Annotated in this window: 20 protein-coding genes; 13 read left to right on the top strand and 7 right to left on the bottom strand. The window is 67.9% G+C overall.

The window, feature by feature from the left end; genetic code table 11:
- The first annotated feature begins 5 nt into the window (after nt 1-5).
- From HSX14_RS27535 to alr, 4 genes are all read left to right on the top strand, one after another.
- Entirely contained in the window at nt 6-881 is an 876-nt protein-coding gene (locus tag HSX14_RS27535; RefSeq protein ID WP_173171398.1) for a hypothetical protein, read from the top strand.
- Nucleotides 882-900: 19 nt separating this feature from the next.
- Nucleotides 901-1,347, top strand: coding sequence for a 50S ribosomal protein L9 (gene rplI, locus HSX14_RS27530; protein ID WP_111259901.1), 447 nt, complete (start codon nt 901-903; stop codon nt 1,345-1,347).
- Nucleotides 1,348-1,474: 127 nt separating this feature from the next.
- Nucleotides 1,475-2,869: a replicative DNA helicase gene (gene dnaB / locus HSX14_RS27525; protein ID WP_111259902.1), complete on the top strand. Its 1,395-nt coding sequence runs from the start codon at nt 1,475-1,477 to the stop codon at nt 2,867-2,869.
- Nucleotides 2,870-3,154: 285 nt separating this feature from the next.
- Entirely contained in the window at nt 3,155-4,231 is a 1,077-nt protein-coding gene (gene alr / locus HSX14_RS27520) for an alanine racemase (protein WP_173171399.1), read from the top strand.
- Between the two features lie 3 nt (nt 4,232-4,234).
- On the opposite strand, the gene HSX14_RS27515 is transcribed toward alr, so the two are convergent.
- Entirely contained in the window at nt 4,235-6,121 is a 1,887-nt protein-coding gene (locus HSX14_RS27515) for a diguanylate cyclase (protein WP_173171710.1), read from the bottom strand.
- A gap of 228 nt (nt 6,122-6,349) precedes the next feature.
- Between HSX14_RS27515 and HSX14_RS27510 the strand changes: the two genes are divergently transcribed.
- From HSX14_RS27510 to HSX14_RS27480, 7 genes are all read left to right on the top strand, one after another.
- A complete protein-coding gene (locus HSX14_RS27510; protein WP_173171401.1) occupies nt 6,350-8,629 on the top strand; it encodes a YgiQ family radical SAM protein in 2,280 nt (759 codons plus the stop codon).
- Nucleotides 8,630-8,817: 188 nt separating this feature from the next.
- Nucleotides 8,818-10,059 (top strand): parallel beta-helix domain-containing protein, encoded by a 1,242-nt coding sequence (locus HSX14_RS27505; RefSeq protein ID WP_173171403.1) that lies wholly within the window; start codon nt 8,818-8,820, stop codon nt 10,057-10,059.
- Complete coding sequence (locus HSX14_RS27500; RefSeq protein ID WP_173171406.1) at nt 10,056-11,177, top strand: SO2930 family diheme c-type cytochrome; 1,122 nt, start codon at nt 10,056-10,058, stop codon at nt 11,175-11,177. The genes HSX14_RS27505 and HSX14_RS27500 overlap by 4 nt, the downstream gene beginning before the upstream one ends.
- Before the next feature lie 320 nt (nt 11,178-11,497).
- A complete protein-coding gene (locus tag HSX14_RS27495; protein ID WP_173171408.1) occupies nt 11,498-14,785 on the top strand; it encodes a transglutaminase family protein in 3,288 nt (1,095 codons plus the stop codon).
- A gap of 90 nt (nt 14,786-14,875) precedes the next feature.
- A complete protein-coding gene (locus tag HSX14_RS27490; RefSeq protein ID WP_173171410.1) occupies nt 14,876-17,374 on the top strand; it encodes a circularly permuted type 2 ATP-grasp protein in 2,499 nt (832 codons plus the stop codon).
- Nucleotides 17,374-18,306: a transglutaminase family protein gene (locus HSX14_RS27485; protein ID WP_173171412.1), complete on the top strand. Its 933-nt coding sequence runs from the start codon at nt 17,374-17,376 to the stop codon at nt 18,304-18,306. The genes HSX14_RS27490 and HSX14_RS27485 overlap by 1 nt, the downstream gene beginning before the upstream one ends.
- A 144-nt stretch (nt 18,307-18,450) precedes the next feature.
- Complete coding sequence (locus HSX14_RS27480) at nt 18,451-19,293, top strand: mechanosensitive ion channel family protein (protein ID WP_173171415.1); 843 nt, start codon at nt 18,451-18,453, stop codon at nt 19,291-19,293.
- A gap of 215 nt (nt 19,294-19,508) precedes the next feature.
- Here the strand turns inward: HSX14_RS27480 and HSX14_RS27475 are convergent, their stop codons facing one another.
- The 4 genes from HSX14_RS27475 to HSX14_RS27460 form a co-directional block, all read right to left on the bottom strand.
- The gene (locus HSX14_RS27475; protein WP_173171417.1) at nt 19,509-19,952 is read right to left on the bottom strand and encodes an acetyltransferase; all 444 of its coding nucleotides are present in this window, start codon (nt 19,950-19,952) and stop codon (nt 19,509-19,511) included.
- Between the two features lie 2 nt (nt 19,953-19,954).
- Nucleotides 19,955-20,329, bottom strand: a complete 375-nt coding sequence (locus tag HSX14_RS27470; RefSeq protein ID WP_173171419.1) for a thiol-disulfide oxidoreductase DCC family protein — start codon at nt 20,327-20,329, stop codon at nt 19,955-19,957.
- Nucleotides 20,330-20,339: 10 nt separating this feature from the next.
- Nucleotides 20,340-20,786 (bottom strand): DUF3465 domain-containing protein, encoded by a 447-nt coding sequence (locus tag HSX14_RS27465; RefSeq protein ID WP_173171421.1) that lies wholly within the window; start codon nt 20,784-20,786, stop codon nt 20,340-20,342.
- A gap of 81 nt (nt 20,787-20,867) precedes the next feature.
- On the bottom strand, nt 20,868-21,455 hold the full coding sequence (locus HSX14_RS27460; protein WP_173171423.1) for a cytokinin riboside 5'-monophosphate phosphoribohydrolase: 588 nt from the start codon (nt 21,453-21,455) through the stop codon (nt 20,868-20,870).
- A gap of 372 nt (nt 21,456-21,827) precedes the next feature.
- Here HSX14_RS27460 and azu point away from each other — a divergent pair, with 372 nt between their 5' ends.
- On the top strand, nt 21,828-22,277 hold the full coding sequence (gene azu, locus HSX14_RS27455) for an azurin (protein WP_111263808.1): 450 nt from the start codon (nt 21,828-21,830) through the stop codon (nt 22,275-22,277).
- Nucleotides 22,278-22,610: 333 nt separating this feature from the next.
- Here azu and HSX14_RS27450 read toward each other — a convergent pair whose 3' ends face one another.
- Together HSX14_RS27450 and HSX14_RS27445 are read right to left on the bottom strand one after the other, a co-directional pair.
- The gene (locus HSX14_RS27450) at nt 22,611-23,630 is read right to left on the bottom strand and encodes a DUF1338 domain-containing protein (protein ID WP_173171424.1); all 1,020 of its coding nucleotides are present in this window, start codon (nt 23,628-23,630) and stop codon (nt 22,611-22,613) included.
- 83 nt (nt 23,631-23,713) lie between these two features.
- Entirely contained in the window at nt 23,714-24,643 is a 930-nt protein-coding gene (locus HSX14_RS27445; protein ID WP_173171426.1) for a LysR family transcriptional regulator, read from the bottom strand.
- 124 nt (nt 24,644-24,767) lie between these two features.
- On the opposite strand from HSX14_RS27445, the gene amaB reads away from it, so the two are divergent.
- The gene (gene amaB / locus HSX14_RS27440) at nt 24,768-26,258 is read left to right on the top strand and encodes an L-piperidine-6-carboxylate dehydrogenase (protein WP_173171428.1); all 1,491 of its coding nucleotides are present in this window, start codon (nt 24,768-24,770) and stop codon (nt 26,256-26,258) included.
- Nucleotides 26,259-26,265 lie beyond the last annotated feature (7 nt).

Here is a 26,265-nt window from a genome sequence, read left to right as displayed (position 1 = left end):
ATCGCATGCGCGCACTGGCTGAATTCACCATGCGAGGCCGCATGCAGGCAACGCTGGCCGTGGCCGGCGCTGCAGTGGTTCCGCTGTTGTTCTGGCTGAGTGCCTCCGCAGGCAGCCTGGTGCTGTTGCGAAGGGGGTTCAGTGATGCCGTCGGCATCCTGGCCTGGGCGGTACTGCCGGCTGCGTGCTGGTGGTACCTGGGCGATCCGAGCATCCTTCTGGCCCTGCTCGGGACCCTGGTGCTGGCGCAGATCCTGCGCGTCAGCGAGTCCTGGAGCCATGTGCTGATCGGCAGCGTGGCATTGGGCCTGGTGTTCGCACTGGTGCTCGGCAACGCCTACTCCGAGATGATCGGGGTGCTGGCGACCGAGGTCACCAAGGTGCTGGCCCAGGTCCGCGGCGATGCCCAGCTGTCGGGCGAGGAGCTCGACAGGTTGCAGGCCGCGATGGTGCCGACCCTTACCGGGGTCATGGCGTCCTCGCTGCAGGCCACCTGCCTTCTCTGCCTGGTGCTGGCGCGCTATTGGCAAGCGGCGTTGTACAACCCGGGCGGCTTCGGTCGCGAATTCCGGAGTCTGCGCCTGAGGCCCGCGGTTGCCGTGGCCCTGCTGCTGGGATGCATTCTGATCCCGGCGCTGGATGCACGTGCTGCGTTGCTCGGGCCGCTGTGCAGCGTGCCGCTGCTGTTCGCAGGTGCTGCCCTCGGGCACGGGCTGATCGCCCTCAAGCGCCTCTCGGGTGGCTGGCTGATAGTGCTGTACCTGGCCGTGCTGCTGATCGGGAACTTGATCTGTCTTTTGGCTGTGATCGACAGCCTGTTTGATTTTCGCGGACGCCTGGCTCGCAAGAACGGCGCCGGCCCCGCGAACGGTGAAGGTTAATAGTTAAGAGGATTCCCAAATGGAAATCATTCTGCTGGAAAAAATCGCCAACCTGGGCAACCTGGGCGACAAGGTGAACGTCAAGGCTGGTTACGGTCGTAACTACCTGCTGCCGCAAGGCAAGGCCACCGCTGCTACCGCCGAGAACGTCGCTGCGTTCGAAGCTCGCCGCGCTGAGCTGGAAAAACTGGCTGCCGAGAAGAAGGCTTCGGCTGAAACTCGCGCTGCCCAACTGGCTGAGCTGGAAGTGACCATCACTGCCACCGCCGGTGACGAAGGCAAGCTGTTCGGTTCCATCGGTACCCACGACATCGCTGACGCCCTGACCGCCTCCGGCGTCGAGGTTGCCAAGTCCGAAGTTCGTCTGCCGAACGGCACCATCCGTCAGGTTGGCGAGTACGACGTAGCTGTGCACCTGCACACCGACGTTGAAGCGACCGTCAAGCTGATCGTCATCGCTGCCTAAGTCGGCGCGTCCGGGCAACCGGACGGAGCATGCTTGCACTCAGGTGCGGGCACGCTAACAATCGGGCACGTCATTGCGAGAGCGGTGACGTGCCCGTTGTCTTTCTACCGCATGCATTCCCGAGCCCATGAACGAAATCAGCCTTCCCGAACAGTTCGACCTGGAAACCTCCGCCCTCAAGGTGCCGCCGCACTCCATCGAGGCCGAGCAGGCGGTACTGGGGGGCCTGATGCTCGACAACAACGCCTGGGAGCGGGTACTCGACCAGGTTTCCGATGGCGACTTCTACCGTCATGACCATCGCCTGATCTTCCGCGCCATCTTCAAGCTCGCCGAGCGCAACGCGCCCTTCGACGTGGTGACCCTGTCCGAGCAGCTGGACAAGGAAGGGCAGCTGTCCCAGGTGGGCGGCCTGGCCTACCTGGGCGAGCTGGCGAAGAACACCCCCTCGGTGGCAAACATCAAGGCCTATGCGCAGATCATTCGCGAGCGCGCGACCCTGCGCCAATTGATCGGCATCAGCACCGAGATCGCCGACAGCGCCTATGCGCCCCAGGGCCGCACCGGCGAGGAGATCCTCGATGAAGCCGAGCGCCTGATCTTCCAGATCGCCGAGGCGCGCCCGAAGACCGGCGGCCCGGTGGGGATCAACGACATCCTGGTCAAGGCCATCGACCGCATCGACGAACTGTTCAACAACGGCGACGCCATCACCGGCCTGTCCACCGGCTTCGACGAGCTGGACAACCTCACCAGCGGCCTGCAGCCGGCCGACATGATCATCGTCGCCGGCCGCCCGTCCATGGGTAAGACCACCTTCGCCATGAACCTGGTGGAGAACGCGCTGATGCGCAGCGACAAGTCGATCCTCGTCTACTCGCTGGAAATGCCCTCGGAATCCATCGTCATCCGTATGCTCGCGTCCCTTGGGCGCATCGACCAGACCAAGGTCCGCGCCGGCCGCCTGGACGATGACGACTGGCCGCGCCTGACTTCCGCGGTCAACCTGCTCAACGACCGCAAGCTGTTCATCGACGACACCGCCGGCATCTCGCCGTCGGAGATGCGTGCACGCACCCGCCGCCTGGCCCGCGAGCACGGCGAGATCGGCCTGATCATGGTCGACTACCTGCAGCTGATGCAGATCCCGGGCTCCAGCGGCGACAGCCGGGTCAACGAGATCTCCGAGATCTCCCGCTCGCTCAAGGCCCTGGCCAAGGAATTCAACTGCCCGGTGATCGCCCTGTCCCAGCTCAACCGCGGCCTGGAACAGCGCCCCAACAAACGCCCGATCAACTCCGACCTTCGCGAATCCGGGGCGATCGAGCAGGACGCCGACATCATCCTCTTCGTGTACCGCGACGAGGTCTACCACCCCGAGACCGAGTACAAGGGCGTCGCCGAGATCATCATCGGCAAGCAGCGTAACGGCCCCCTGGGCACCGCGCGCCTGGCCTTCCTCGGCAAGTACTCGCGCTTCGAGAACCTGGCGCCGGGCAGCTACAACTTCGAGGATGAGTAAGGGCAGCGGCAAGCTATAAGCCGCAAGCCGCAAGCCGCAAGGGCCTAGGGTGTAGGGTGGGTAGAGCGTAGCGAAACCCACGCGGTCGATGTTCGGCACAACCTCGATGTTGAAGCGTGGCCCATCTTGTGAGCGGAGGCTGGGCCCGGGCTTCGATGCTTGTCCTGCAAGCCGCAAGCGAGCAGCTTCTTGTCGCTTGAAACGTGCAGCTTGCCGCTCTACGTCAATGAAGAGGGGCGCCTTGCCGTTATCATGGGCGCCCGTTTTCGTTCATGAGCCCCTTCCATGCGTCCGCTGATCGCCGCCGTCGACCTTTCCGCCATCCGCCACAACCATGCCGTCGCCAAGCGCTGTGCCCCGGGGCGCCAGGTGTTCGCGGTGGTCAAGGCCAATGCCTATGGGCACGGCGTGCGGGAGGTGGTCAGCGTGCTCCACGATGTCGCCGATGGCTATGCGGTGGCGTGCCTGGAGGAGGCCGCCGAGGTCCGGGCCATGGATGACCGCGCGCGCATCCTGCTGCTGGAGGGCTGCTTCGAGCCCCGTGAGTACCTGATCGCCGCTCAGCTCGGGCTGGATGTGGTGGTGCAGGGCGAGCGCCAGGCCGAGGCCCTGCTCGTGGCCGAGACCAGCCGCCCGCTGAATGTCTGGCTGAAGCTGGATTCCGGCATGCACCGCCTGGGCTTCGATGCCGAGGCTCTGCGCCAGTGGCACGGGTTGCTGCATGGCGCCGGCAAGGTCGCCGAACTCAACCTGATCAGCCACTTCGCCTGTGCCGACGAGCGTGGCCACACGCTCACCGAGCAGCAGGTGGAATGCTTCCTCGGCCTGCTGGACCTGGATTTCGACCAGCGCAGCCTGGCCAACTCCGCCGCCATCCTCACCATCCCCGCTGCCCACATGGACTGGGTGCGTCCCGGCATCATGCTCTACGGCGCCACCCCATTCGCCGACCTCGCCGCACGCGAACTGGGGCTCAAGCCGGCCATGAGCCTGACCGCCGAGCTGATCGCCGTAAGGGATGTCGCGGAAGGTGAGAGCGTTGGCTACGGCGCCTCCTGGGTCGCCGAGCGCCCCTCGCGTATCGGCATCGTCAGCTGCGGCTACGCCGACGGCTACCCGCGCAACGCGCCCAGCGGCACGCCGGTGGTGATCCGTGGCCAGCGTGCGCCGCTGGCGGGGAGGGTATCGATGGACATGCTGGCGGTGGATCTGACCGACCTGCCCGAGGCCGTCGAAGGCGACGCGGTGGAGCTGTGGGGGGCGCAGCTGCCGGTGGACGAGCTGGCCGCCGCCTGCGGCACCATCGGCTACGAGCTGCTCACCAAGGTCACCGCACGGGTGCCGCGTCGTTACCTGAGCTGAGGCTCAAACCAGGCCGCTGGGCACCTTCAGCACGTCCAGCTCCAGGCGTGCCTCGCTGGACAGCTCGCCGTCCGCGCCGAAGATCGCGAAGCCCGAGCGGCCCTTTTCCTTGACCTTGTACATCGCCTGGTCGGCGGTCTTGTAGAGGCCGGCGAACTGGCGCGCGTGCTGCGGATAGAGCGCCACGCCTATGCTGATGGTCACTGTCAGCTTCTGGGCGCCGTAATGCACCGGCTCCGCCAGCTCGGCCAGCAGGCGCTCGGCGATCTCCCGGGCGTGGGGCTCGGCGTCCGGCCCGCAGATCAGTACCGCGAACTCGTCCCCGCCCAGGCGCGCCACGCTGTCGCCACCCCGCACGTGCTCGCGCAGGCGCTGGCCGATGCTGCGCAGCATCGCGTCGCCGGCATCGTGCCCGTACTTGTCGTTGATCGGCTTGAAGTGGTCCAGGTCGATCAGCATCAGCGCCACCGTCTCGCCGCGCCGGCCGGCGTTGGCCAGGGCGGTTTCGGCGCGCTCGATCAGGTAGCGGCGGTTGGGCAGGTCGGTGAGGGAATCGTGGAAGGCCGCGTGCTCCAGCTCCTGCTCGCGTTCGCACAGGCGCTGGTTGGCGGCTGCCAGCTCGGCGGTGCGGTTGGCCACGGCGGCCTGCAGCTCGTCGGCGCTGGCCTGCATCTGCGCCAGGCGCGCGGTCTTCTCGCGGTCCACCTGCTCCAGCGCGGCGGCTTTTTCCTGCTTGAGCATCTGGATGCGGTAGGCGAGGGCGAAGGAGAACAGGATCGACTCCGCCGCCACGGCGATGGGGAACATGTAGGCGGTGAAGTTGGTGGGCTGGATGATCCCCGCCGCACGCATCACCAGCACCGCGGTGCTGACCAGCACGGTGCCGTAGCCGACCAGGTAGAAGCGCGCCGGGATGAAGCCCTGGTACCAGCGCACGCCGGCGCTGACCAGCGCGGTGGGCACGGTGACGATGGGCGTGATGGCGATCAGCAGGGCGCCCTCGGCGCGGTAGCCGAAGGCGTTGATCAGGATGGCGATGGCGTAGAGCACGCAGCTGACGTTGAAGGCGCGGTTGGCCCAGACCAGCCCGCGTCGGGTGTACAGCAGCTCCTGGGTGAAGCGCATGACGAAGATGCCCCAGAGCGACGGCAGGCTGATGCGATCGAGCCAGAAGGGCACCGGCGAGCCGCCCCAGAAGTACTGGAAGCCGTGGCCGGTCATGCTGAGGATGAACACCAGGGCGCAGCCGGTGGCCAGCACGTACCAGAGGTAGGCCTTGTCACGCAGGGCCACGAGGATGAACAGGTTGTAGAGGAACAGCGCCAGGATCACCCCGTAGATCAGGCCGAAGCCCATGTCCTCGGTGGCGCGCAGGTCCTGCAGGTCATCCAGCTGCCAGACCTTGAGCGGAAAGGAATTGCCCGCCGGGTCGTAGCTGCGGAAGTAGAAGGTCAGCGGTTCCGTGCCGAGTTCCGGCAGGCGGAACACCATGCGCCGGTAGTCGAAGTCACGGCCTTCGGCGAAGGGCACCGACTCGCTGGTCTCGCGTTCGCTCCAGCCGCCCTGGCCATCGGGCAGGTACAGGCGCACGCGGTAGACGGTGATGCCCGAGTTCTCCAGCCACCACTGTGCGGGCGCATCGGCGCTGCGGCTGAGTTGCACCTTTACCCACCAGGCGCTGCGGCTCTGCCCCACGGAGGCGCGTCCATCCGCCGGAACGAAACGCGACTGCACGGCCGGATCGGCCATGTCGGCGATGCCGAGTGTCCCGCTGGCGTCTTCCAGCAGCTCTATATGGGTGTTCAAGGGGGTGCCGCTGCTGTCGGCCTGCAACTGGAAGGGAGCTGCGCTGGTCTGGCCGCAGAGGCCGAGGATGCCCAGCAGAATCATTGTCAGATGGATTAGGCGAAGCACCGCACGCTCCTTGTGCCCGTAACCACTGGGGGGCGGGCGGTATTGTTATCGGCAGGAGTATAGCCATTAGGTATCAAAGTGATGACAGCTATATGTCGCCGGCTGGAAAAGGCATCGGAAAACCTACTGCCAAAGTCGGACTTGTTCATTTTTTGTGCTATATTTCGCGCCCGCTTTTTCACCTGAGATCCGACGGTCCCTGCCATGCAAGCCGCCAAGCCGCTGTTCGACTATCCGAAGTACTGGGCCGAATGTTTCGGTCCTGCACCTTTCCTGCCAATGAGTCGGGCGGAGATGGACCAACTTGGCTGGGACTCCTGCGACATCATCATCGTCACCGGTGATGCCTACGTCGATCATCCTTCGTTCGGCATGGCGATCATCGGCCGCCTGCTGGAGGCCCAGGGTTTCCGCGTCGGCATCATCGCCCAGCCGGACTGGCGCTCGAAGGACGACTTCATGAAGCTCGGCGAGCCCAACCTGTTCTTCGGCGTCGCGGCCGGCAACATGGATTCGATGATCAACCGCTACACCGCCGACAAGAAGATCCGCTCCGATGACGCCTACACCCCGGGTGGTGTCGCCGGCCGTCGACCGGACCGCGCCAGCCTGGTGTACAGCCAGCGCTGCAAGGAGGCCTACACCCACGTGCCCATCGTGCTGGGTGGCATCGAAGCCTCGCTGCGCCGCATCGCCCACTACGACTACTGGCAGGACAAGGTCCGCCACTCGATCCTGATCGATGCCTGCGCCGACATCCTCCTCTACGGCAACGCCGAGCGCGCCGTGGTGGAGATCGCCCAGCGCATGGCCCAGGGCGAGACGATCGACTCGATCACCGATATCCGCGGCACCGCCTTCATCCGTCGCGACACCCCGGAAGACTGGTTCGAGATCGACTCCACCCGCATCGACCGCCCGGGCAAGGTCGACAAGATCATCAACCCCTACGTCAACACCCAGGACACCGCCGCCTGCGCCATCGAGCAGGAGAAGGGCCCGGTCGAGGACCCGAACGAGGCCAAGGTGGTGCAGCTGCTGCCCAACCCGCGCCTGACCCGCGAGAAGACCGTGATCCGCCTGCCGTCCTTCGAGAAGGTGCGCAACGACCCGGTGCTCTATGCCCACGCCAACCGCGTGCTGCACCTGGAGACCAACCCGGGCAACGCCCGCGCCCTGGTGCAGCGCCACGGCGAGACCGACGTGTGGTTCAACCCGCCGCCCATCCCCATGACCACCGAGGAGATGGACTACGTCTTCGGCATGCCCTACGCGCGGGTGCCGCACCCGGCCTACGGCAAGGAAAAGATCCCCGCCTACGAGATGATCCGCTTCTCGGTGAACATCATGCGTGGCTGCTTCGGCGGCTGTACCTTCTGCTCCATCACCGAGCACGAGGGCCGCATCATCCAGAACCGCTCCCACGACTCGATCCTGCGCGAGATCGAGGAGATGCGTGACAAGGTGCCCGGCTTCACCGGCGTCGTGTCCGACCTCGGCGGCCCGACCGCCAACATGTACCGCATCGCCTGCAAGGACCCGGAGATCGAGCGTCACTGCCGCAAGCCGTCCTGCGTGTTCCCCGGCATCTGCGAGAACCTCAACACCGACCACAGCTCGCTCATCGAGCTGTACCGCAAGGCCCGCGCCCTGCCGGGGGTGAAGAAGATCCTCATCGCCTCGGGGCTGCGCTACGACCTCGCCGTCGAGTCGCCCGAGTACGTCAAGGAGCTGGTCACCCACCACGTCGGCGGCTACCTGAAGATCGCCCCGGAGCACACCGAGCGCGGCCCGCTGGACAAGATGATGAAGCCCGGCATCGGCAGCTACGACCGCTTCAAGCAGATGTTCGAGAAGTACTCCAAGGAGGCGGGCAAGGAGCAGTACCTGATCCCGTACTTCATCGCCGCCCACCCCGGCACCACGGACGAGGACATGATGAACCTCGCCCTGTGGCTCAAGCGCAACGGCTTCCGCGCCGACCAGGTGCAGGCCTTCTATCCCTCGCCCATGGCCAGCGCCACCGCCATGTACCACTCGGGCAAGAACCCCCTGCGCAAGGTCACCTACAAGAGCGAAGGGGTGAAGATCGTCAAGAGCGAGGAGCAGCGCCGCCTGCACAAGGCCTTCCTGCGCTACCACGATCCCAAGGGCTGGCCGATGCTGCGTGCCGCGCTGGAGCGCATGGGCCGCGCCGACCTGATCGGCAACGGCAAGCACCAGCTGATCCCCACCCACCAGCCGGAAACCGACGGCTACCAGAGCGCCCGCCGCAAGAACTCCACCCCGGCCGGCAGCAAGAAGGTCGGCAAGGCCATGCTCACCCAGCACACCGGCCTGCCGCCCCGTGCCAGCGACGGCAGCAAGCCCTGGGACAAGCGCGAGGAAGCCAAGGCCGCGGCCCAGGCCCGGCGCCAGGCGGAGAAGAGCGGCGCCGGCAAGGGCGCCAAGAAGCCCGGCAAGCGCCCCCCGGTACCGCGCTGATCCGCCGTGCCGTGAAATGAAGACGCCAGCCCTGTGCTGGCGTTTTCGTTTCCAGCCACGGTCCACGGGATGCAGGGGCGACTTCGGTCGCCCGCTTTCCTGCCCCGGATGGTTTCTTGAAGGGACTGGTTACAAAATGTTTTTGGCACTATAGTTCCAATCTCATAAAAACAACGACGGAGCCCGCCATGCGTATCGCCTCCCTTTCCCTTCTCGCGCTCTCGGTGCTGCTGGCCGGCTGCGGCGAGCAGGACAAGACGCCCACCACCCACGTGGACTTCCAGAAGGAGCTGCAGGCCAAGCTGATCAAGGCCAAGCCGGGAACCGTCATCGAGATTCCCGCCGGTACCTACCAGCTCGACCGCAGCCTCAGCCTCAAGGCCAGTGGCGTCACCATCAAGGGCGCCGGGATGGACAAGACCATCCTCAACTTCAAGGGCCAGAAGGCCGGTGCCGAAGGGCTGCTGGTGGACGCCTCCGACTTCACCATCGAGGACCTGGCCCTGGAGGACACCAAGGGCGACGCGCTCAAGGTGGTGGGCGGCAAGAACATCGTCATCCGCAACGTGCGCACCGAATGGACCAACGGCCCGGCCACCGAGAACGGCGCCTACGGCATCTACCCGGTGCAGACCGAGAACACCCTGATCGAAGGCGCGGTGGCCATCGGCGCCTCCGACGCCGGCATCTACGTCGGCCAGTCGCGCAACGTCGTGGTGCGCAACAGCCGCGCCGAGCGCAACGTGGCCGGCATCGAGATCGAGAACACCATCGGCGCCGACGTCTACGACAACCTCGCCACCGGCAACACCGGCGGCATCCTCGTGTTCAACATGCCCAACCTGCAGCAGCCGGGGCACGGCACCCGCGTCTACCGCAACCAGGTCAAGGACAACGACCACGACAACTTCGGCCACAAGGGCACCCCCGTGGCCAGCGTGCCGGCGGGCTCCGGCGTGGTGATCAACTCCAACGACGACGTGGAGATCTTCGACAACGACATCAGCGGCCACCGCACCGCCAACGTCATCGTCAGCAGCTACTTCAGCACCGGCTACACCAACCTCTCCACCTCGGAGAACTTCGACCCTTACCCCGAGCGCATCGCCATCCACGGCAACCGCTTCGGCCCGGGGGGCGACAGCCCCGACAACCTCGAGCTCAAGGCCCTCAAGGTCGCCAAGTTCGGCCTCGGCGGGCGGCTGCCCGACATCCTCTGGGACGGCTACGTCAATCCGGCCAAGCTGGTCGACGGCAAGCTCCCGGCGGAGCTGGGCATCTGCGTCGACAACGGCGAGGCGGTGCTGATCAATGTCGATGGCCCCAACGGCTACAAGAACATCACCACCGACATGTCCGCCCATCGCTGCAAGCTGCCGGCGCTGCCGGAAATCGTCCTCGGCTCGGCCAAGGAGGCCCCCGGCGCATGAAGCGAGGCCTGCTGTTGATCGCCCTCCTGCTGCTCGCCGCCTGCGGCCGGCAGCCGGAGCCGCGCTTCATGCCCGAAGGCGACGCCTATCCGGAGAAACTCAGCGAGTGGGGCATGCTGCGCCTGGCCGACGGCCACCTGCAGCCGGTGGCCCAGGTGCTGCCCTACGACCTCAACACACCGCTGTTCACCGACTACGCGCACAAGATGCGCACCCTGTGGATGCCCGAAGGCCAGGCCGCCAAGTACGGCGAGGACCACTTCGACTACCCCGTCGGCACCGTGCTGACCAAGACCTTCTACTACCCCCGCGACGCGCAGGGCCGCCTGCTGAAGAACGCCGATGACGACCGCGACCCGGCTGCCGGCCTGGCGCTGGATCGCGTGCGCCTGGTGGAGACGCGCATCCTGCTGCGGCAGAAGGACGGCTGGATGGCGCTGCCCTACGTCTGGGACGAGGCCCAGAAGGAGGCCACCCTGGAATGGGCCGGGGCCAGCTTCGACCTGGAGCTGCTGGATGCGAAGGGCGAACGCCTCGCCGTCGACTACCAGGTGCCCGATGCCAACCAGTGCGCCGGCTGCCACGAGGAGCGCCATGGCGAGGGTGTGCGCCCGCTCGGCCCCAAGGCGCGGCACCTGAACAAGGACCTGGTCTATGCCGACGGGCCCGACAACCAGCTCGTCCACTGGCACAAGCGCGGCTTCCTCAGCGGCCTGCCGGCAGCGGTGGCCAGCGTCCCGCGCAACGCCCTGTTCGGCCAGCCCCGTGACGGCGAGAGCCTGGAGCTGCAGGCCCGCAGCTACCTCGACGCCAACTGCGGGCATTGCCACAACCCCAAGGGCCCGGCGCGCACCTCCGGCCTGTTCCTCGACGCCGCCGCGCCGATGGGCATCAACTTCGGCCTGTGCAAGCAGCCCGTGGCCGCCGGCAAGGGCTCCGGCGACCGCCTGGTGGACATCCACCCGGGCAAGCCGGAGGAATCCGTGCTCACCTACCGCGTCGAAAGCACCGACCCCAGCGTGATGATGCCCGAGCTCGGCCGCTCCTCCGTCCACCGCGAGGGCCTCGACCTGCTCGAACGCTGGATCGCCGGCCTGCCTGGTGCCTGCCGCAGCTAGCGGCAGGCGTTTTGGGGGGGGGGCGCCGGGGCTTGTGTGGGAGCGGTTTCAAACGCGATGGGGCTGCACGACGCTGATCGCGAATGAACTCGCTCCCACAGGACACCCTCCCCGTCATCTTCCCCGTCTATGCTCAGGCGCTGACCCGAAAGCCGCCGGCACGCGACGCGAACCATTTTCGTGCACGCCGTTCGAAGCAGTGCGTCCCGAGCCCCGTTCCAGTGCCGGCGCGGGGCGCACCCATCGACAAAACAGCACCTTGCGCGCTGGCATGAGACTTGCGCAGCAAGGCCATCGCTCAGGCTCGCAGGAGGCACGCCGTGTCGATCCACGTCGCACTGCACCACGTCACCCATTACCGCTACGACCGCGAGGTCGCCCTCGGTCCGCAGATCGTCCGCCTGCGCCCGGCGCCCCACAGCCGCACGCGCGTCCTCGGCTATTCGCTGAAGGTCGAGCCGGGTAAGCACTTCATCAACTGGCAGCAGGACCCCCAGGGCAACTACCTGGCGCGCCTGGTGTTCCCGGAAAAGACCCGCGAGCTCAAGGTCGAGGTGGACCTGGTCGTCGAGATGGCGGTGTTCAACCCCTTCGACTTCTTCCTCGAGCCCTATGCCGAGCAGGCGCCCTTCGCCTACACCGCCGACGAGCAGCGCGAGCTGGCGCCCTACCTCAGCCGCCAGCCGGCCACGCCGCTGTTCGCCAGGTACCTCGCCGCCATCGACCTCACCCCGCGCGCCAGCGTCGACTTCCTGGTGGAACTCAACCAGCGCGTCTCCCGCGACATCCGCTACCTGATCCGCATGGAGCCCGGCGTGCAGACGCCCGAGCAGAGCCTGGAACTGGGCTCCGGCTCCTGCCGCGACTCCGCCTGGCTGCTGGTGCAGCTGCTGCGCCATATCGGCCTGGCGGCGCGTTTCGTCTCCGGCTACCTGATCCAGCTCACCGCCGACCAGAAGGCCCTCGACGGCCCCAGCGGCACCGAGGTGGACTTCACCGACCTGCATGCCTGGTGCGAGGTGTACCTGCCCGGCGCCGGCTGGATCGGCCTCGACCCCACCTCCGGCCTGTTCGCCGGAGAAGGCCACGTACCGCTCGCCTGCAGCCCCGAGCCGTCGTCCGCGGCGCCCATCAGCGGTGCGGTGGACGAGTGCGAATGCGAGTTCTCCCACGACATGCGCATCGAGCGCATCTGGGAAGCGCCCCGGGTCACACGGCCCTACAGCGACGAGCAATGGGCGGCGATCCTCGAGCTTGGCCGGCGCATCGACCGCGACCTGCTGGCCCGCGACGTACGCCTGACCATGGGAGGCGAACCCACCTTCGTCGCCATCGACTACCCCGACGACCCGGAGTGGAACACCGCCGCCCTCGGGCCGAACAAGCGCCGCCTGGCCGCCGAGCTGTTCCACCGCCTGCGCGGGCATTACGCCCCCAACGGCCTGGTGCACTTCGGCCAGGGCAAGTGGTACCCGGGCGAGCAACTGCCGCGCTGGTCGCTGAACTGCTTCTGGCGCCGCGATGGCGAGCCGATCTGGAACGACCCGGCCCTGTTCGCCGACGAAACCCGTGGCTACGACGCCAGCGCCGAGCTGGCCGGGCGCTTCCTCGCGCAGCTGGCCGGCCGCCTGGGCCTGGCCGCCGACGGCATCTTCCCGGCCTACGAGGACTGGTTCTACTACCTCTGGCGCGAGCGCCGGCTGCCGGTCAACGTCACCCCCGAGGACGCCCGCCTCGCCGACCCGCTGGAGCGCGAGCGCCTGCGCAAGGTCTTCGAGCAGGGCCTGGGCGAGATCGTCGGCCAGGTGCTGCCCCTGGGGCGCAACGCCGCTGGCGACGGCTGGCAGACCGGCTCCTGGTTCCTGCGCGACGAGCACTGCCGCCTGCTGCCAGGCGATTCGGCGATGGGCTACCGCCTGCCGCTGGATTCGCAACCCTGGGTCAGCGAGGCCGACTACCCCTACATCCACGCCGCCGACCCCGGCCAGGCCTTCCCGCCGCTGCGTCGTGCCGCGCAGATCCGCACCCAGCTGCGCCAGGGTGCGCAAGCCAGGGGCCAGGCCGAGGCTGCGCCCGGCCTCCACCAGTCGGCTGCCGGCGTGGTCCGCACCGCCCTGTGCGCCGAGCCCCGCGACGGGCGCCTGTACCTGTTCATGCCGCCACTGGCGGAACTCGACCCCTGGCTGGAACTGGTCGCCGCCATCGAGGCCACCGCGCGCGAGCTGGAGTGCCCCGTGCTGCTGGAGGGCTACGAGCCGCCCGGCGACCCGCGCCTGAACGTATTCCGCGTCACCCCGGACCCGGGCGTCATCGAGGTGAACATCCACCCCTCCAGCAGTTGGGAGGAGTTGGTCGAGCGCACCGAATTCCTCTACGAGGCCGCGCGGCAGACGCGCCTGGCCAGCGAGAAGTTCATGGTCGACGGCCGCCATGTCGGCACCGGTGGCGGCAACCACTTCGTCCTCGGTGGCGCCACCCCGGCGGACTCGCCCTTCCTGCGCCGCCCCGACCTGCTGCGCAGCCTGATCAGCTACTGGCACAACCACCCCTCGCTGTCGTACCTGTTCTCCGGCCTGTTCATCGGCCCCACCTCCCAGGCCCCCAGGGTGGACGAGGCGCGCAACGACGCCCTCTACGAACTGGAGGTGGCCTTCGCGCAGATGCCCGAACCCGGCGCCGACTGCCCGCCCTGGCTGGTGGATCGCCTGCTGCGCAACCTGCTGGTGGATGTCAGCGGCAACACCCACCGCGCCGAATTCTGCATCGACAAGCTCTACTCGCCCGACAGCAGCAGCGGCCGCCTCGGCCTCCTCGAGCTGCGCGCCTTCGAGATGCCGCCCCACGCGCGCATGAGCCTGGCCCAGCAACTGCTGCTGCGCGGCCTGGTGGCGCGCTTCTGGGAACAGCCCTATGCGCCGCCGAAGCTGGCGCGCTGGGGCACCGAGCTGCACGATCGCTTCCTCCTGCCGCACTTCGTCCAGCAGGACTTCGACGACGTGCTGCACGAGCTCAACGAGGCGGGCTACCCGGTGCGCGGCGAGTGGTTCGCGCCGCACTTCGAATTCCGCTTCCCCAAGTACGGCGACTTCATGGTCAAGGGCATCGAACTGGAACTGCGCCAGGCCCTGGAACCCTGGCACGTGCTGGGCGAGGAGGGCGCCGCCGGCGGCACCGTGCGCTACGTCGACTCGTCCCTGGAGCGGGTGCAGCTCAAGCTCGGCGGCCTGGCCCCGGACCGCTACGTGCTCACCTGCAACGGCGAGCCGGTGCCCCTGCAGAGCACCGGCCGGGTCGGCGAATTCGTCGGCGCCGTGCGCTACCGCGCCTGGCAGCCCGCTTCCTGCCTGCAACCCACCATCGGCGTCCACGCGCCCCTGGTGTTCGACCTGGTGGACACCTGGATGCAGCGCTCCCTCGGCGGTTGCCAGTACCACGTCGCGCACCCCGGCGGGCGCAGCTACGACAGCTTCCCGGTCAACGCCTATGAGGCCGAGAGCCGGCGCCTGGCGCGCTTCTTCCGCCTCGGCCACAGCCCCGGCAAGCTGCAGGTAGCACAGCCGCAAAGGAGCGACGAGCTGCCAATGACCCTGGACCTGCGTCGGCATTAAGCTGTGCGCCGCCGCAGCCTGGCGTCCGGCCGGCTGCGGCGGCACCCAGGATTACAATTGAGAACGGGCGCATCCATTCGCGAGTACCAGATGTCCGACCTGCTTGCCCACTACCCCCTGACCGACACGGCCTACCACGAGCTGCTCGACGCCACCGGCGAGGTGCGTCCGCACTGGCTGCGCCTGTACCTCCAGCTGCAGCGCAGCAGCGCCGCCCAGTTGCGCCAGCGCCAGGAGCTGCTGGCGCGGCAGATCCAGGAGAACGGCGTCACCTACAACGTCTACGCCGACCCCAAGGGTACCGACCGCCCCTGGGAGCTGGACCTGCTGCCCAACCTGATTTCCGCCGAGCAATGGCAGCCCATCGCCCAGGGCGTGGCCCAGCGCGCGCGCCTGCTCAACGCCGTGCTGGCCGACGTCTACGGCGAGCAGAAACTCATCGCCGAAGGCCTGCTACCCAGCGAGCTGGTATTCGGCCACACCAGCTTCCTGTGGCCCTGCCAGGGCGTTCAGGCCATCGGCGGCACCTACCTGCACAGCTACGCGGTCGACCTGGCGCGCGATGCCGACGGCCAGTGGCACGTGCTCGCCGACCGCACCCAGGCGCCCTCGGGTGCCGGCTATGCGCTGGAAAACCGGCAGATCGTCTCGCGCGCCTTCCCGGAGCTGTACCGCGACCTGCGCGTGCAGTACCTGGCCGGCTACTTCCGCGCGCTGCAGGAGACGCTGATCCGCCAGGCCCCCGGCGACGGCGAGACGCCCCTGGTGGTGCTGCTCACGCCGGGACGTTTCAACGAGACCTACTTCGAGCACCTCTACCTCGCGCGCCAGCTGGGCTTCCCCCTGGTGGAGGGCCACGACCTGACCGTGCGCGACGCCACCCTCTACCTCAAGACCCTGGGCGGCCTGAAGCGCGTGCACGCCGTGTTGCGTCGCCTGGATGACGATTTCTGCGACCCCCTCGAGCTGCGCACCGACTCGGCCCTCGGCGTGCCCGGCCTGCTCGACGCCGTGCGCCGTGGCCGCGTGCTGGTGGCCAACGCCCTGGGCAGCGGCGTACTGGAGTCCCCCGGCCTGCTGGGCTTCCTGCCCGCCGTCAACCGCCGCCTGTTCGGCGAAGAGCTCTTGCTGCCCACCGTCGGCACCCGCTGGTGCGGCACCCCCGGCGTGCTGCAGGAAACCCTCGGCGCCCTGGAGGGCCTGGTGATCAAGCCGGCCTTCCCCTCGCAGAGCTTCGAGCCGGTGTTCGGCCACAACCTGGCGCCGCACGCGCTGGAGGCGCTGCGCAAGCGCCTGCAGGCACGCCCCCACGCCTACGTCGCCCAGCGCCAGGCGCAGTTGTCCCAGGCGCCGGTGTGGCAGGCCGAAGGCGAGCGCGGTGCCCTGCATTCGCGGGCCATCGGCATGCGCGTGTTCGCCGTGGCCACCGCCGACGGCGGTTACTGGGTGATGCCCGGCGGCCTCACGCGCGTGGCCTCCGAGGCGGACGCCGAAGTGGTGTCCATGCAGCGCGGCGGTGCCAGCAAGGACACCTGGGTGCTCGCCGACCGGCCGGTGACCGGGGAGCCCCTGCGCCCGCGCACCGTCGGTGTGCGCGACCTGATCCGCCAGGACCCCTACCTGCCCTCGCGGGTGGTGGAGAACCTGTTCTGGTTCGGCCGCTATGCCGAACGTTGCGATGACGCCGCGCGGCTGCTGCGCGTGGTGCTGTCGCGCTACGTCGACGCCGACGGTGACGAGCGGGCCCGGCAGGCCGCGCTGGAGCTGGCCGAGGCCCTGGGCCAGCTGCCGCCCGGCGACGAGCCCCTGGACCGACGCCTGCTCCAGGCGCTGCTCAGCGATGACTGGGCCTTCAGCCTCAGCGCCAACCTGCGTCGCCTGCACTGGGCGGCGGCCCAGGTGCGCGGCCGCCTGTCGCGGGAGAACTGGCACGCGGTGCTGGAACTCCAGCAGGAAGCCCAGGGGCTGGACCCGGCGCGCATGGACCTGGGCGACGCCCTGGACTTCCTCAGCCGCCTGCTGATGTCACTGGCGGCGCTCTCCGGTTTCGCCCTCGACGACATGACCCGCGACGACGGCTGGCGCTTCCTGATGATCGGCCGGCGCATCGAACGGGTGAGCTTCTTCGCCGAGAGCATCGCCGGCTTCCTGCGCGGCGGTGCCGCCTGGGACCCGGGGGCCCTGGAGTGGCTGCTGGAGCTGGGCAACAGCACCATCACCTACCGCTCGCGCTACCTGGCCTCGCCGCAGCTGATCCCGGTGCTCGACCTGCTTCTGCTGCACGAGCAGAACCCCCATGCACTGCGGTTCCAGCTGCAGGCCCTGGAGCGCTCGCTGGGCCGGCTGCACGAGGAATTCGGCGCGCCCCAGGAGCTGATGCTGAGCGGCCTGATCGGCCGCCTGCTGGCCTTCGACCTGGGCACCCTGGAAAACCCGCTGTTCGGCAGCGACAGCCTCGACGAGGTGCTGGAGGGGTTGGCGCACCTGCTCGGCGAGATCGGCCAGATGGTCGGCCAGGTCTCGGATCGCCTCGCTTTGCGCTATTTTGCCCATGTCGACGACGTCAGCCAGCAAACGGTATCCACCTGATGCACTCCCAAGCCGCCTCCGTCGCCCCCCAGGGCGCGCGCTACCAGGTGTTCCACGACACCCACTACCGCTACGCCGCGCCGGTGTCGCTGGCCCAGCAGCTGGTGCACCTGTGGCCGCGCGAGTGCCCCTGGCAGCTGTGCAGCGGGCAGGACCTGGAGATCAACCCGTCGCCGTCCTCGCGCAGCGAAGGGCTCGACGTGTTCGGCAACCCGCTGTGCCGCCTCGCCTTCGAGCGGCCCCACGACCAATTGCAGGTCAACGCGCGGCTGCTGGTGGAGGTGCTGCCCCGCGGCCCCCATGCGCTGGACAGCTCGCCCCCCTGGGAGCTGGCGCTGGCCGGCCAGGCCTTCACCGGGCGTCCTCTGGGGGCCGAGGCGCTGGAGGCCTGCCGCTATCGGGTCGAGTCGCCCTACGTGCGCATCAAGCGCCAGTTCGCCGACTTCGCCGAGGACTGCTTCCCCCTCGGTCGGCCGCTGCTGCTCTGCGCTGCCGCGCTGATGGAAAAGATCTTCACCGGCTTCGATTTCGACGCCGAGGCCACCCAGGTGGCGACCCCGCTGACCGAGGTGCTGGAGCGCCGTCGCGGCGTGTGCCAGGACTTCGCCCACCTGATGCTCGCCTGCCTGCGCTCCAAGGGCCTGGCCGCACGCTACGTCAGCGGCTACCTGCTGACCCAGCCGCCGCCCGGGCAGCCCCGGCTGATCGGCGCCGACGCCTCCCACGCCTGGGTCTCGGTGTACTGCCCGCGCAACGGCTGGGTGGATTTCGACCCCACCAACAACATCCTCCCGGACCTGGAGCACATCACCCTGGGCTGGGGTCGCGACTTCTCCGACGTGTCGCCCCTGCGGGGGGTGATCCTCGGTGGCGGCAGCCACGACCCGGAGGTTCGGGTGACGGTCATGCCGCTGTGGGAGATGGCGATCTGACCGGGTTCGCCCGCGCTTCTGTCTCAAGGCTGAAACACGGGGCCCGGTGGCGGCACCGGCCGGGCGATATTTCGCGCGCCTGCCGTTGCGCTTGGGCCGGGCGTTGCTAGCGTCAAACGAGCCATCTCCCACGGAGCGCTCGCCATGGACGAAACAACGATAGTGACGGTCGGGACCGAGAAGGTCAGCGCCTTCATGAACACCGTCATGCAATACGCCACCAGCTTCGGCGTGAAGATAGTCGTCGCCATCGTCTTCTGGGTGGTGGGGCGCTGGCTGATCGGCTTCGCGGTCGGCCTGGTGCAGAAATCCCTGGAGCGCCAGCGGGTCGATCCGACCGTGCTGCGCTACGTCGGCTCGTTCATCACCGTGACCCTGAACATCCTCCTGGTGGTGGGCATCCTCGGCTACTTCGGCGTGCAGACCACCAGCCTCGCGGCGTTGATCGCAGCGGTCGGCCTGGCCATCGGCATGGCCTGGTCGGGGCTCCTGGCCAACCTCGCGGCGGGCGGCTTCATCATCGTGCTGCGGCCGTTCAAGGTCGGCGACTTCATCAGCGCCGGCGGCGTCGTCGGCACGGTGAAGGAGATCGGCCTGTTCGCCACCGCCATCAACACGCCGGACAACGTGCTGACCCTGGTGGGCAACAACAAGATATTCACCGACAACATCCAGAACTTCACCCACAACGCCTACCGCCGCGTCGACCTCAAGGCGCAGCTCTCCGGCGCTGCCGACCATGCTGCGGCGGTGGCGTTGCTCAAGGCGCGGGTGGCCGCAATCCCCCACGTGCTGGGGGAGCCGGCGGTGGAGGTGGAGATCCTCGAGTTCAACCTGGTGGGCCCGGTGCTGGCGGTGCGCCCCTACTGCCACAACGACCATTACTGGCAGGTGTACTTCGACACCAACCGCACCATCAAGGATGCCCTTGGCTCCGACTTCCCCGCGCCGATGCCGGCGCAGACGGTGATCGTGCAGCAGGGCTAGGCCGGGCGAGTGAAGTGATCGGCGCGGAGTCTCGCTTTTGTAGGGTGGATGACGCTCTTTTCATCCACCAGCGGTGCTCCCGCCGGGCTCCGTTCGCGACGAACGCAGCAGCGTAGCCCGGGCTTCAGCCCGGAAGCGTCTGGCGGGCCTGAACCCTGCACCGTTGGGCCTCGCTGCGCTCGGCGCCAACCTACGAAACGCTGCTGCTCCCGACGCTACGACCCTTTCAAACGCAGATGCAGGATGGGAAACGGCTTGCCCGAGCCATCCAGCTCCGAGCGGCTGGCCACTTCGAAGCCCATGCGCAGGTAGAAACCCACCGCCTGCGGGTTCTGCTCGTTCACGTCCACCGTCGTCGCGCCTTCGTGGTCGATGGCGTGGAGCAGCAGGGTGCGGCCGATGCCCTTGCCGTGCTGCGCCGGGTCGACGAAGAGCATTTCCACCTTGCCTTCGGCGGTGCCGATGAAGCCCTGGATGCGCCCCTCGGCGTCGCGGCTGCAGGCCAGCTTCACCGAGTCCAGGTAGGCGTCGCGCACCAGCGGTTTGAAGAACTGGATGTCGTCCTCGCCGAGGAAGTGGTGGGTAGCGCGCACGGCGGCTTCCCAGACCTCCACCAGGCGCTGGCGGTCGTTGTCGTCGATGCGTTCGAGTATGTCCATGTTCACCAGTGTCGTTTCGAGCGGTTCCAGAGATAGAGCAGGCGGGCGAAGGCCTTGTAGCCCAGTTGCGCCAGTCCGTGGATCAGCGGCAGGGAGAGCAGGTGGGCCTTCCAGCGCTCCTTCGGCGAGTGGCGCCAGAGCACGATGAAGGCGTCCACGCCCATGCGCTTCACGCCCTGTTCGTCCACCAGGTGCAGGCGCTCGCGGACGTACTCCAGCGCCTCGCCGATTTCCTCCACCGCCTGGTTGTCGGCATGCACGTCGGCCCACTCGATCTCGCAGGCGGTGGATTTGTCCTTCTGCCCTTCGATGCCCGCCCGGCACACGGGGCAGGCGCTGTTGTAGTAGACCTTGACGCGTCCTTCGTCCTCGCTCATCGCCCGCTCCCTATTGGTAGGTCCTGCCGTTGTGCCTCAGCCAGCCGCCCGGGTGGCGGCCGCGTGGGTCGTGGTGGGTCCAGTGGATCACCCCGCCCTTGTCGTTCCATTCGTATTCGCCGGCGAATTCGATCGTGTCGCCTTCGCGCAGGCCCTCGACGCGGGGCGCCAGGTCGATGTTGTGCGCCACCAGCAGGCTCAGGCCGTCGTCGGTACGCATCAGGAAGCGCTGGTGGCGACTGCCCTTGAGGTCGTCGCGCAATACGCGGGTGACCACGGCACGCCCCTCGACCTGCAGGTCGCTGCGGCGATCCTCGAAGGCCTGGCGCAACAGCGCGCTGGTGTTGGTTACGCTGGCTGCGGGTGCGCCGGTGAGGCCCTGGAGCAGGCCTGGATGGCGTTGTTGCACGCCATAGAGCGCAAGGCCCAGGAGCAGGGCGATGAAAAGCTTCTTCATGGGGCGGGCCACGTCCGTTCGGCGGGCCGGGTCAGCCCAGGCGGCATGCTGGGGCACGGCCGTCCGGGCTGTCCAGAGGGATCAGTGGGGTTTGCGATCGACCCACTTGGGCGCCACGGTGGGGCGCCAGGCTTCCAGGCGTTCCAGCAGGATGTCCGGGGTGCAGCCGACCTGCAGCATGCCGCGGTGCTGGTCGCGCACGAAGCGCTCTTCCACCAGGTGGTCGAGGAATTCGGTGAGCTTGCCGTAGAAGCTGTTCACCTCCAGCAGGCCCAGGGGCTTGCTGTGGTAGCCGAGCTGGCCCCAGGTCCATACCTCGAAGAGTTCCTCCAGGGTGCCCAGGCCGCCGGGCAGGGCGATGAAGGCGTCGGCCAGCTCGGCCATGCGGGCCTTGCGGGCGTGCATGCCGTCCACCACTTCCAGGCGGGTCAGGCCCTTGTGGCCGATCTCGGCCTCCTTGAGGCTCTGCGGGATGATGCCGATCACCTCGCCACCGGCCGCCAGGGCGGCATCGGCCACGGTGCCCATCAGGCCGACCGCGCCACCGCCGTAGACCAGCGTCAGGCCACGCTCGGCCAGGGTGCGACCCAGGTCGCTGGCGGCACGTTGGTAGATCGGATTGGCGCCGGGGCTGGCACCGCAGAATACGCACACGGAGCGCAAGGTCATGGTCGACTCCCGAAAAAAGTCGGCAAGATTAACGGCTCGCGTGGCGTCCCGGAAGCGGCGCGTGGACGCAGCTTCCGAACGGTAGGGGCAGCTCGGGTGTGGCGGATCAGTCGTCGCAGCTGCCGCTGGCTCCGGCGGCGTAGGCGGCGAGCAGGCTTTGCAGGACGTTCATGGTGGCGCTCCTCGGTCTGGGATGCGGCCATTCTCCGCGCCGCGCTGGCGAGGCGCCGTTTGATTGTCTCGATGACCGTGATAGCCCTGCGCAGGGCGCGGGATTCCTGCGGTTTGTTGACGCAGGTTATGGGAACTCCACGCCGACTCAGGCAGTCTCCCCTCTGGGCTGATCCGGCCCTACCTGCCAAGGAGACTCCAATGATTCGCAAGCTCGTCGTTGCATCCGTGCTGGCCCTGGCCAGTGCCCCTCTGCTGGCTGCTGAATGTTCGGTGGACGTGGAAGGCACTGATCAGATGACCTTCAACACGAAGGAAATCAAGGTCAGCAAAAGCTGCAAGACCTTCACCGTGAACCTCAAGCACGTCGGCAAGCTGCCCAAGAACGTGATGGGCCACAACTGGGTCCTGAGCAAGACCGCCGACGCCCAGGCCATCGCCACCGAAGGCATGACCGCCGGTGTCGACAAGGACTACCTCAAGGCCGACGACGCCCGCATCATCGCCCACACCAAGCTGATCGGCGGCGGCGAGACCGCGACCACCACCATCGACGTATCCAAGCTGGCCGCTGGCGAGAGCTACGAGTTCTTCTGCTCCTTCCCCGGCCACGTCTCGATGATGAAGGGCACCCTGGCCCTGGTCGACTGACCCGACAGGCAATGACAAGAGGCCGCTCCGTGAAGCGGCCTTTTTCATGGGCGATGAAAACCGCCCACGCCAGCACGATGATGGTGGCTGGGTAGGGTGGATGACGCTTTTTTCATCCACCGGGCGGAGCTTCGCCTCATGCACTCCGCGCCGGCGAGCACCTCGGTCCTGGATGGGTGCGCGCAATGACGCTCATAGAGTGGGGGAACTCCATCGCGAATGAATTCGCTCCCACAGGCTGTGTCCGGGGCGACTCCGCTTGGCGGGTAGCCCGCAGGATGGGGCGGGCGGCGTTCCGCGAGCTCCGCGAAACCCATCAACGAGGAGGCCCTGCTAGGTCCCTGCCGTCATCTTGAAGATGCCCTGGGCGTTGCTGCTGTCGAAGGCGAGGTCGATGCGGCCATCGGCCTCGTCGGCCTTGCGCTGGATGAATTCGACGAAGGAGCCGGGCACCTGGCGCCGCACGGTGGCACCGGCCGCGTCGATGAAATCGCGCTCGACCTGCACCGCGCGGTAGGCGGTTTGCATCACCCGCCCGGAGGCGGAGACTTCGATGCTGGCCTTCATCGGCCGGCCCTTGGCGTTCTGAGCGGCGACCACGCTTTCCAGGTCGGCGACGCGGTCGGTGAGGTGGTTGAACATGTTGCCCTCGGTGGCGATCCAGGCCATCTCGGCGCTTTCCTCGCGCAGCTGCTCATAGTCGCTTTCCAGGGGCGCGCCGTGCTGGCAGCCGAAGGCGTCGAACAGCGCAGGCAGCAGGTCGAGGGCCTGCTCGCGGCTGCAATGGCGGGTGCGCCAGAGTTCATCGAGCGTCGCCAGGTGGCAGAGTTGCAGCGGGTCGCGGCTGGCGCCCACCACGCGGCTGACCGCGAGCTGGAAGGCTTCGCTGAAGCGCCCCGGGTGCAGTTCGGAGACGAAGAACTGGGCGATGTCCTCGGGAAGGTCCATCTGCCGGTAGGCGTAGCCCGTCATGTTCAGGCGGGTCAGCGGGTAGGTGCGCACATCGGTGAAGCCCAGGGGCTCGAGGATGCGCACGAAGGCCTGGCGGCCACGGGGCAGGGCGCCGTTGTCGGGCCAGTCGACGGTGCGGATGGCGCCGTGGTCGAACAGCACCTGGCGGCCGTCGGCCCGTTGTTCCTCGACGTAGGTGCGGCCAATCGGTACCGCCTCCACCAGCTTGTGGAACAGGCACAGGTTGAGCGCCTCGGCCAGCCAGGCGCGGTGGATGCGCTGCTCCGTGAAGGTGAAGCCGTCCAGGGCGCCGGGTACTTCGACGTGGGCGTCGACCCAGCGGGCGGCGGGTTCGCCGATCACATGGGCGACCAGGGGCAGGAGGCGTTCGCGGGCGTTCATCGGTACGGGCTCGGCTGTGGCTGTACGGGCCTGCTATCCAAGCAGCCGCGCGGGCGCGGGGCAAACGAAAAAAACCGGCGGGTTCATTCCGTTTTTTCCTGATGCGACGCCGGCCCCTGGGCGCCGTTCTCCAGCTGTTCCAGCATCCAGCGCACGAAGTCGCGCACCTTGGGCACTTCGGCGGCGTGCTCGGGGTAGGCCAGGTAGTAGGCGTTGCGGCTGGGCATGGCGTGGTTCCAGGGGATCACCAGCTTGCCCTCGGCCAGTTCCTCCTCCACCAGGAAACGCGGCAGCAGGGCCACGCCGCAGCCGGCCTGGGCGGCGCGGATGCACATGTAGGACGTGTCGAAGCGCGGCCCGTGATAGCTGTGCTCGGTGTGCCGGTCCTGGCTCTGGAACCACTCGTGCCAGGCCTCCGGGCGGGTGGCGTTCTGCAGCAGCACCAGGGTGGTGAGCTGGGTGGGGTCGGTGAAGGGCTCGGCGGGCATGCTCGACGGGGCGCAGACCGGCACCACTTCCTCGCTGAACAGGCGGATGCATTCGGCGCCCGGCAGCGCGCCCTGGCCGAAGAACAGCGCCACGTCGGCGCGTCCCTGGAGCAGGGCATCCGGCTCCAGCTCGTTGCGCACGTCCAGGTGCACGTTGGGATGGCGCAGGCGCCAGCCCTTGAGGCGGGGAATCAGCCAGCGCGCGCCGAAGGTCGGCGGCGTGGCCACGCGCAGCACCTCGGTCTCGCCGCCGTAGGACAGCATGTAGTGGGTGGACATCTCCACCTGGGTGAGGATCTTGCGCACCTCGGAGAGGTACAGCGAGCCCGCCGGGGTCAGCTGCAGGCGTCGGCGCACGCGGCGGAACAGCAGGTGCTGGAGCATCTCCTCCAGCTGTGCCACCTGCTTGCTCACCGCGCTCTGGGTCAGGGCCAGCTCCTCGGATGCGCGGGTGAAGCTGAGGTGGCGCGCCACGGCTTCGAAGCACTGCAGGGCGGTGAGGGACGGCATGTGGCGTTTGAGCATGGCGGGTCCGGGCGGGTTCATGAGCAAAAGGAATGATATGTGGAGCAAAGGTCGTTTGTTGGCAAGCCCCCGATGCGGCTAATACTGGCGCCGACCTTTTTCGAAGCGCTTTCCAGGAGTTCCAATGGTTGCTGCATTGCTAGACCGCCTAGGCGTCGACCCGAAGCTCTACCAGCAGGGCGAGCACGCCGTGCACACCCCCATCGACGGCAGTGTCATCGCCCGCGTGCAACTGGAAGGCCGCGCGGAGGTCGAGCGCAAGATCGCCCTCGCCGCCGAGGCCTTCCAGGCCTGGCGCAAGGTGCCGGCGCCGCGCCGGGGCGAGCTGGTGCGCCAGTTCGGCGAGCTGCTGCGCCAGCACAAGGCCGAGCTTGGCGAGCTGGTGTCCTGGGAGGCCGGCAAGATCACCCAGGAAGGCCTGGGCGAAGTGCAGGAGATGATCGACATCTGCGACTTCGCCGTCGGCCTGTCGCGCCAGCTCTACGGCCTGACCATCGCCTCCGAGCGCCCCGGGCACCACATGCGCGAGGCCTGGCAGCCCCTGGGCGTGGTCGGCATCATCAGCGCCTTCAACTTCCCGGTGGCGGTCTGGTCGTGGAACGCCGCCCTGGCGCTGGTCTGCGGCAACCCGGTGGTGTGGAAGCCCTCGGAAAAGACCCCGCTCACCGCCCTGGCCTGCCAGGCCCTGTTCGAGCGCGTGGCGAAGCAGTTCGACGGCGCCCCCGCGCACCTCAGCCAGGTGCTGATCGGCGACCGCGAGGCCGGCGAGGCGCTGGTGGACGACCCCCGCGTCGCCCTGGTCAGCGCTACCGGCAGCACCCGCATGGGCCGTGAAGTGGCACCGCGCGTGGCGGCCCGCTTCGCCCGCAGCATCCTGGAGCTGGGCGGCAACAACGCCATGATCCTGGCCCCCAGCGCCGACCTCGACCTGGCGGTTCGCGCCATCCTCTTCAGCGCCGTCGGCACCGCCGGCCAGCGCTGCACCACCCTGCGCCGGCTGATCGCCCACGAGTCGGTGCGCGAGGAAATCGTCCAGCGCCTGCAGGCCGCCTACGCCAAGGTGCGCATCGGCCATCCGCTGCAGGGCAACCTGATCGGCCCGCTGATCGACAAGGCCGGCTTCGACGCCATGCAGCGCGCGCTCGAACAGGCCCGCGCCGAGGGGGGCGTGGTGTTCGGCGGTGAGCGCCAGCTGGCCGGCGAATTCCCGGACGCCTACTACGTGTCGCCGGCCATCGTGCAGATGCCCGGGCAGAGCGCGGTGGTGCGTCACGAGACCTTCGCGCCGATCCTCTACGTGGTCGGCTATCGCGATTTCGACGAGGCCTTGCGCCTCAACAACGAGGTGCCCCAGGGGCTGTCGTCCTGCCTGTTCACCACCGATGTGCGCGAGGCCGAGCTGTTCACCTCGGCGGTGGGCAGCGACTGCGGCATCGCCAACGTCAATATCGGCCCGAGCGGCGCGGAGATCGGCGGCGCCTTCGGTGGAGAGAAGGAGACCGGTGGCGGGCGCGAGTCCGGCTCGGACGCCTGGAAGGCCTACATGCGTCGGCAGACCAACACGGTGAACTATTCCCACGAACTGCCGCTGGCCCAGGGCATCACCTTCGACTGACCGGGCC

The organism is Pseudomonas tohonis, assembly GCF_012767755.2.
GTDB lineage: Bacteria > Pseudomonadota > Gammaproteobacteria > Pseudomonadales > Pseudomonadaceae > Metapseudomonas > Metapseudomonas tohonis.
The sequence above is the reverse complement of the archived record's forward strand: the minus strand, read 5'-3'. Positions and strand labels throughout refer to the sequence as shown.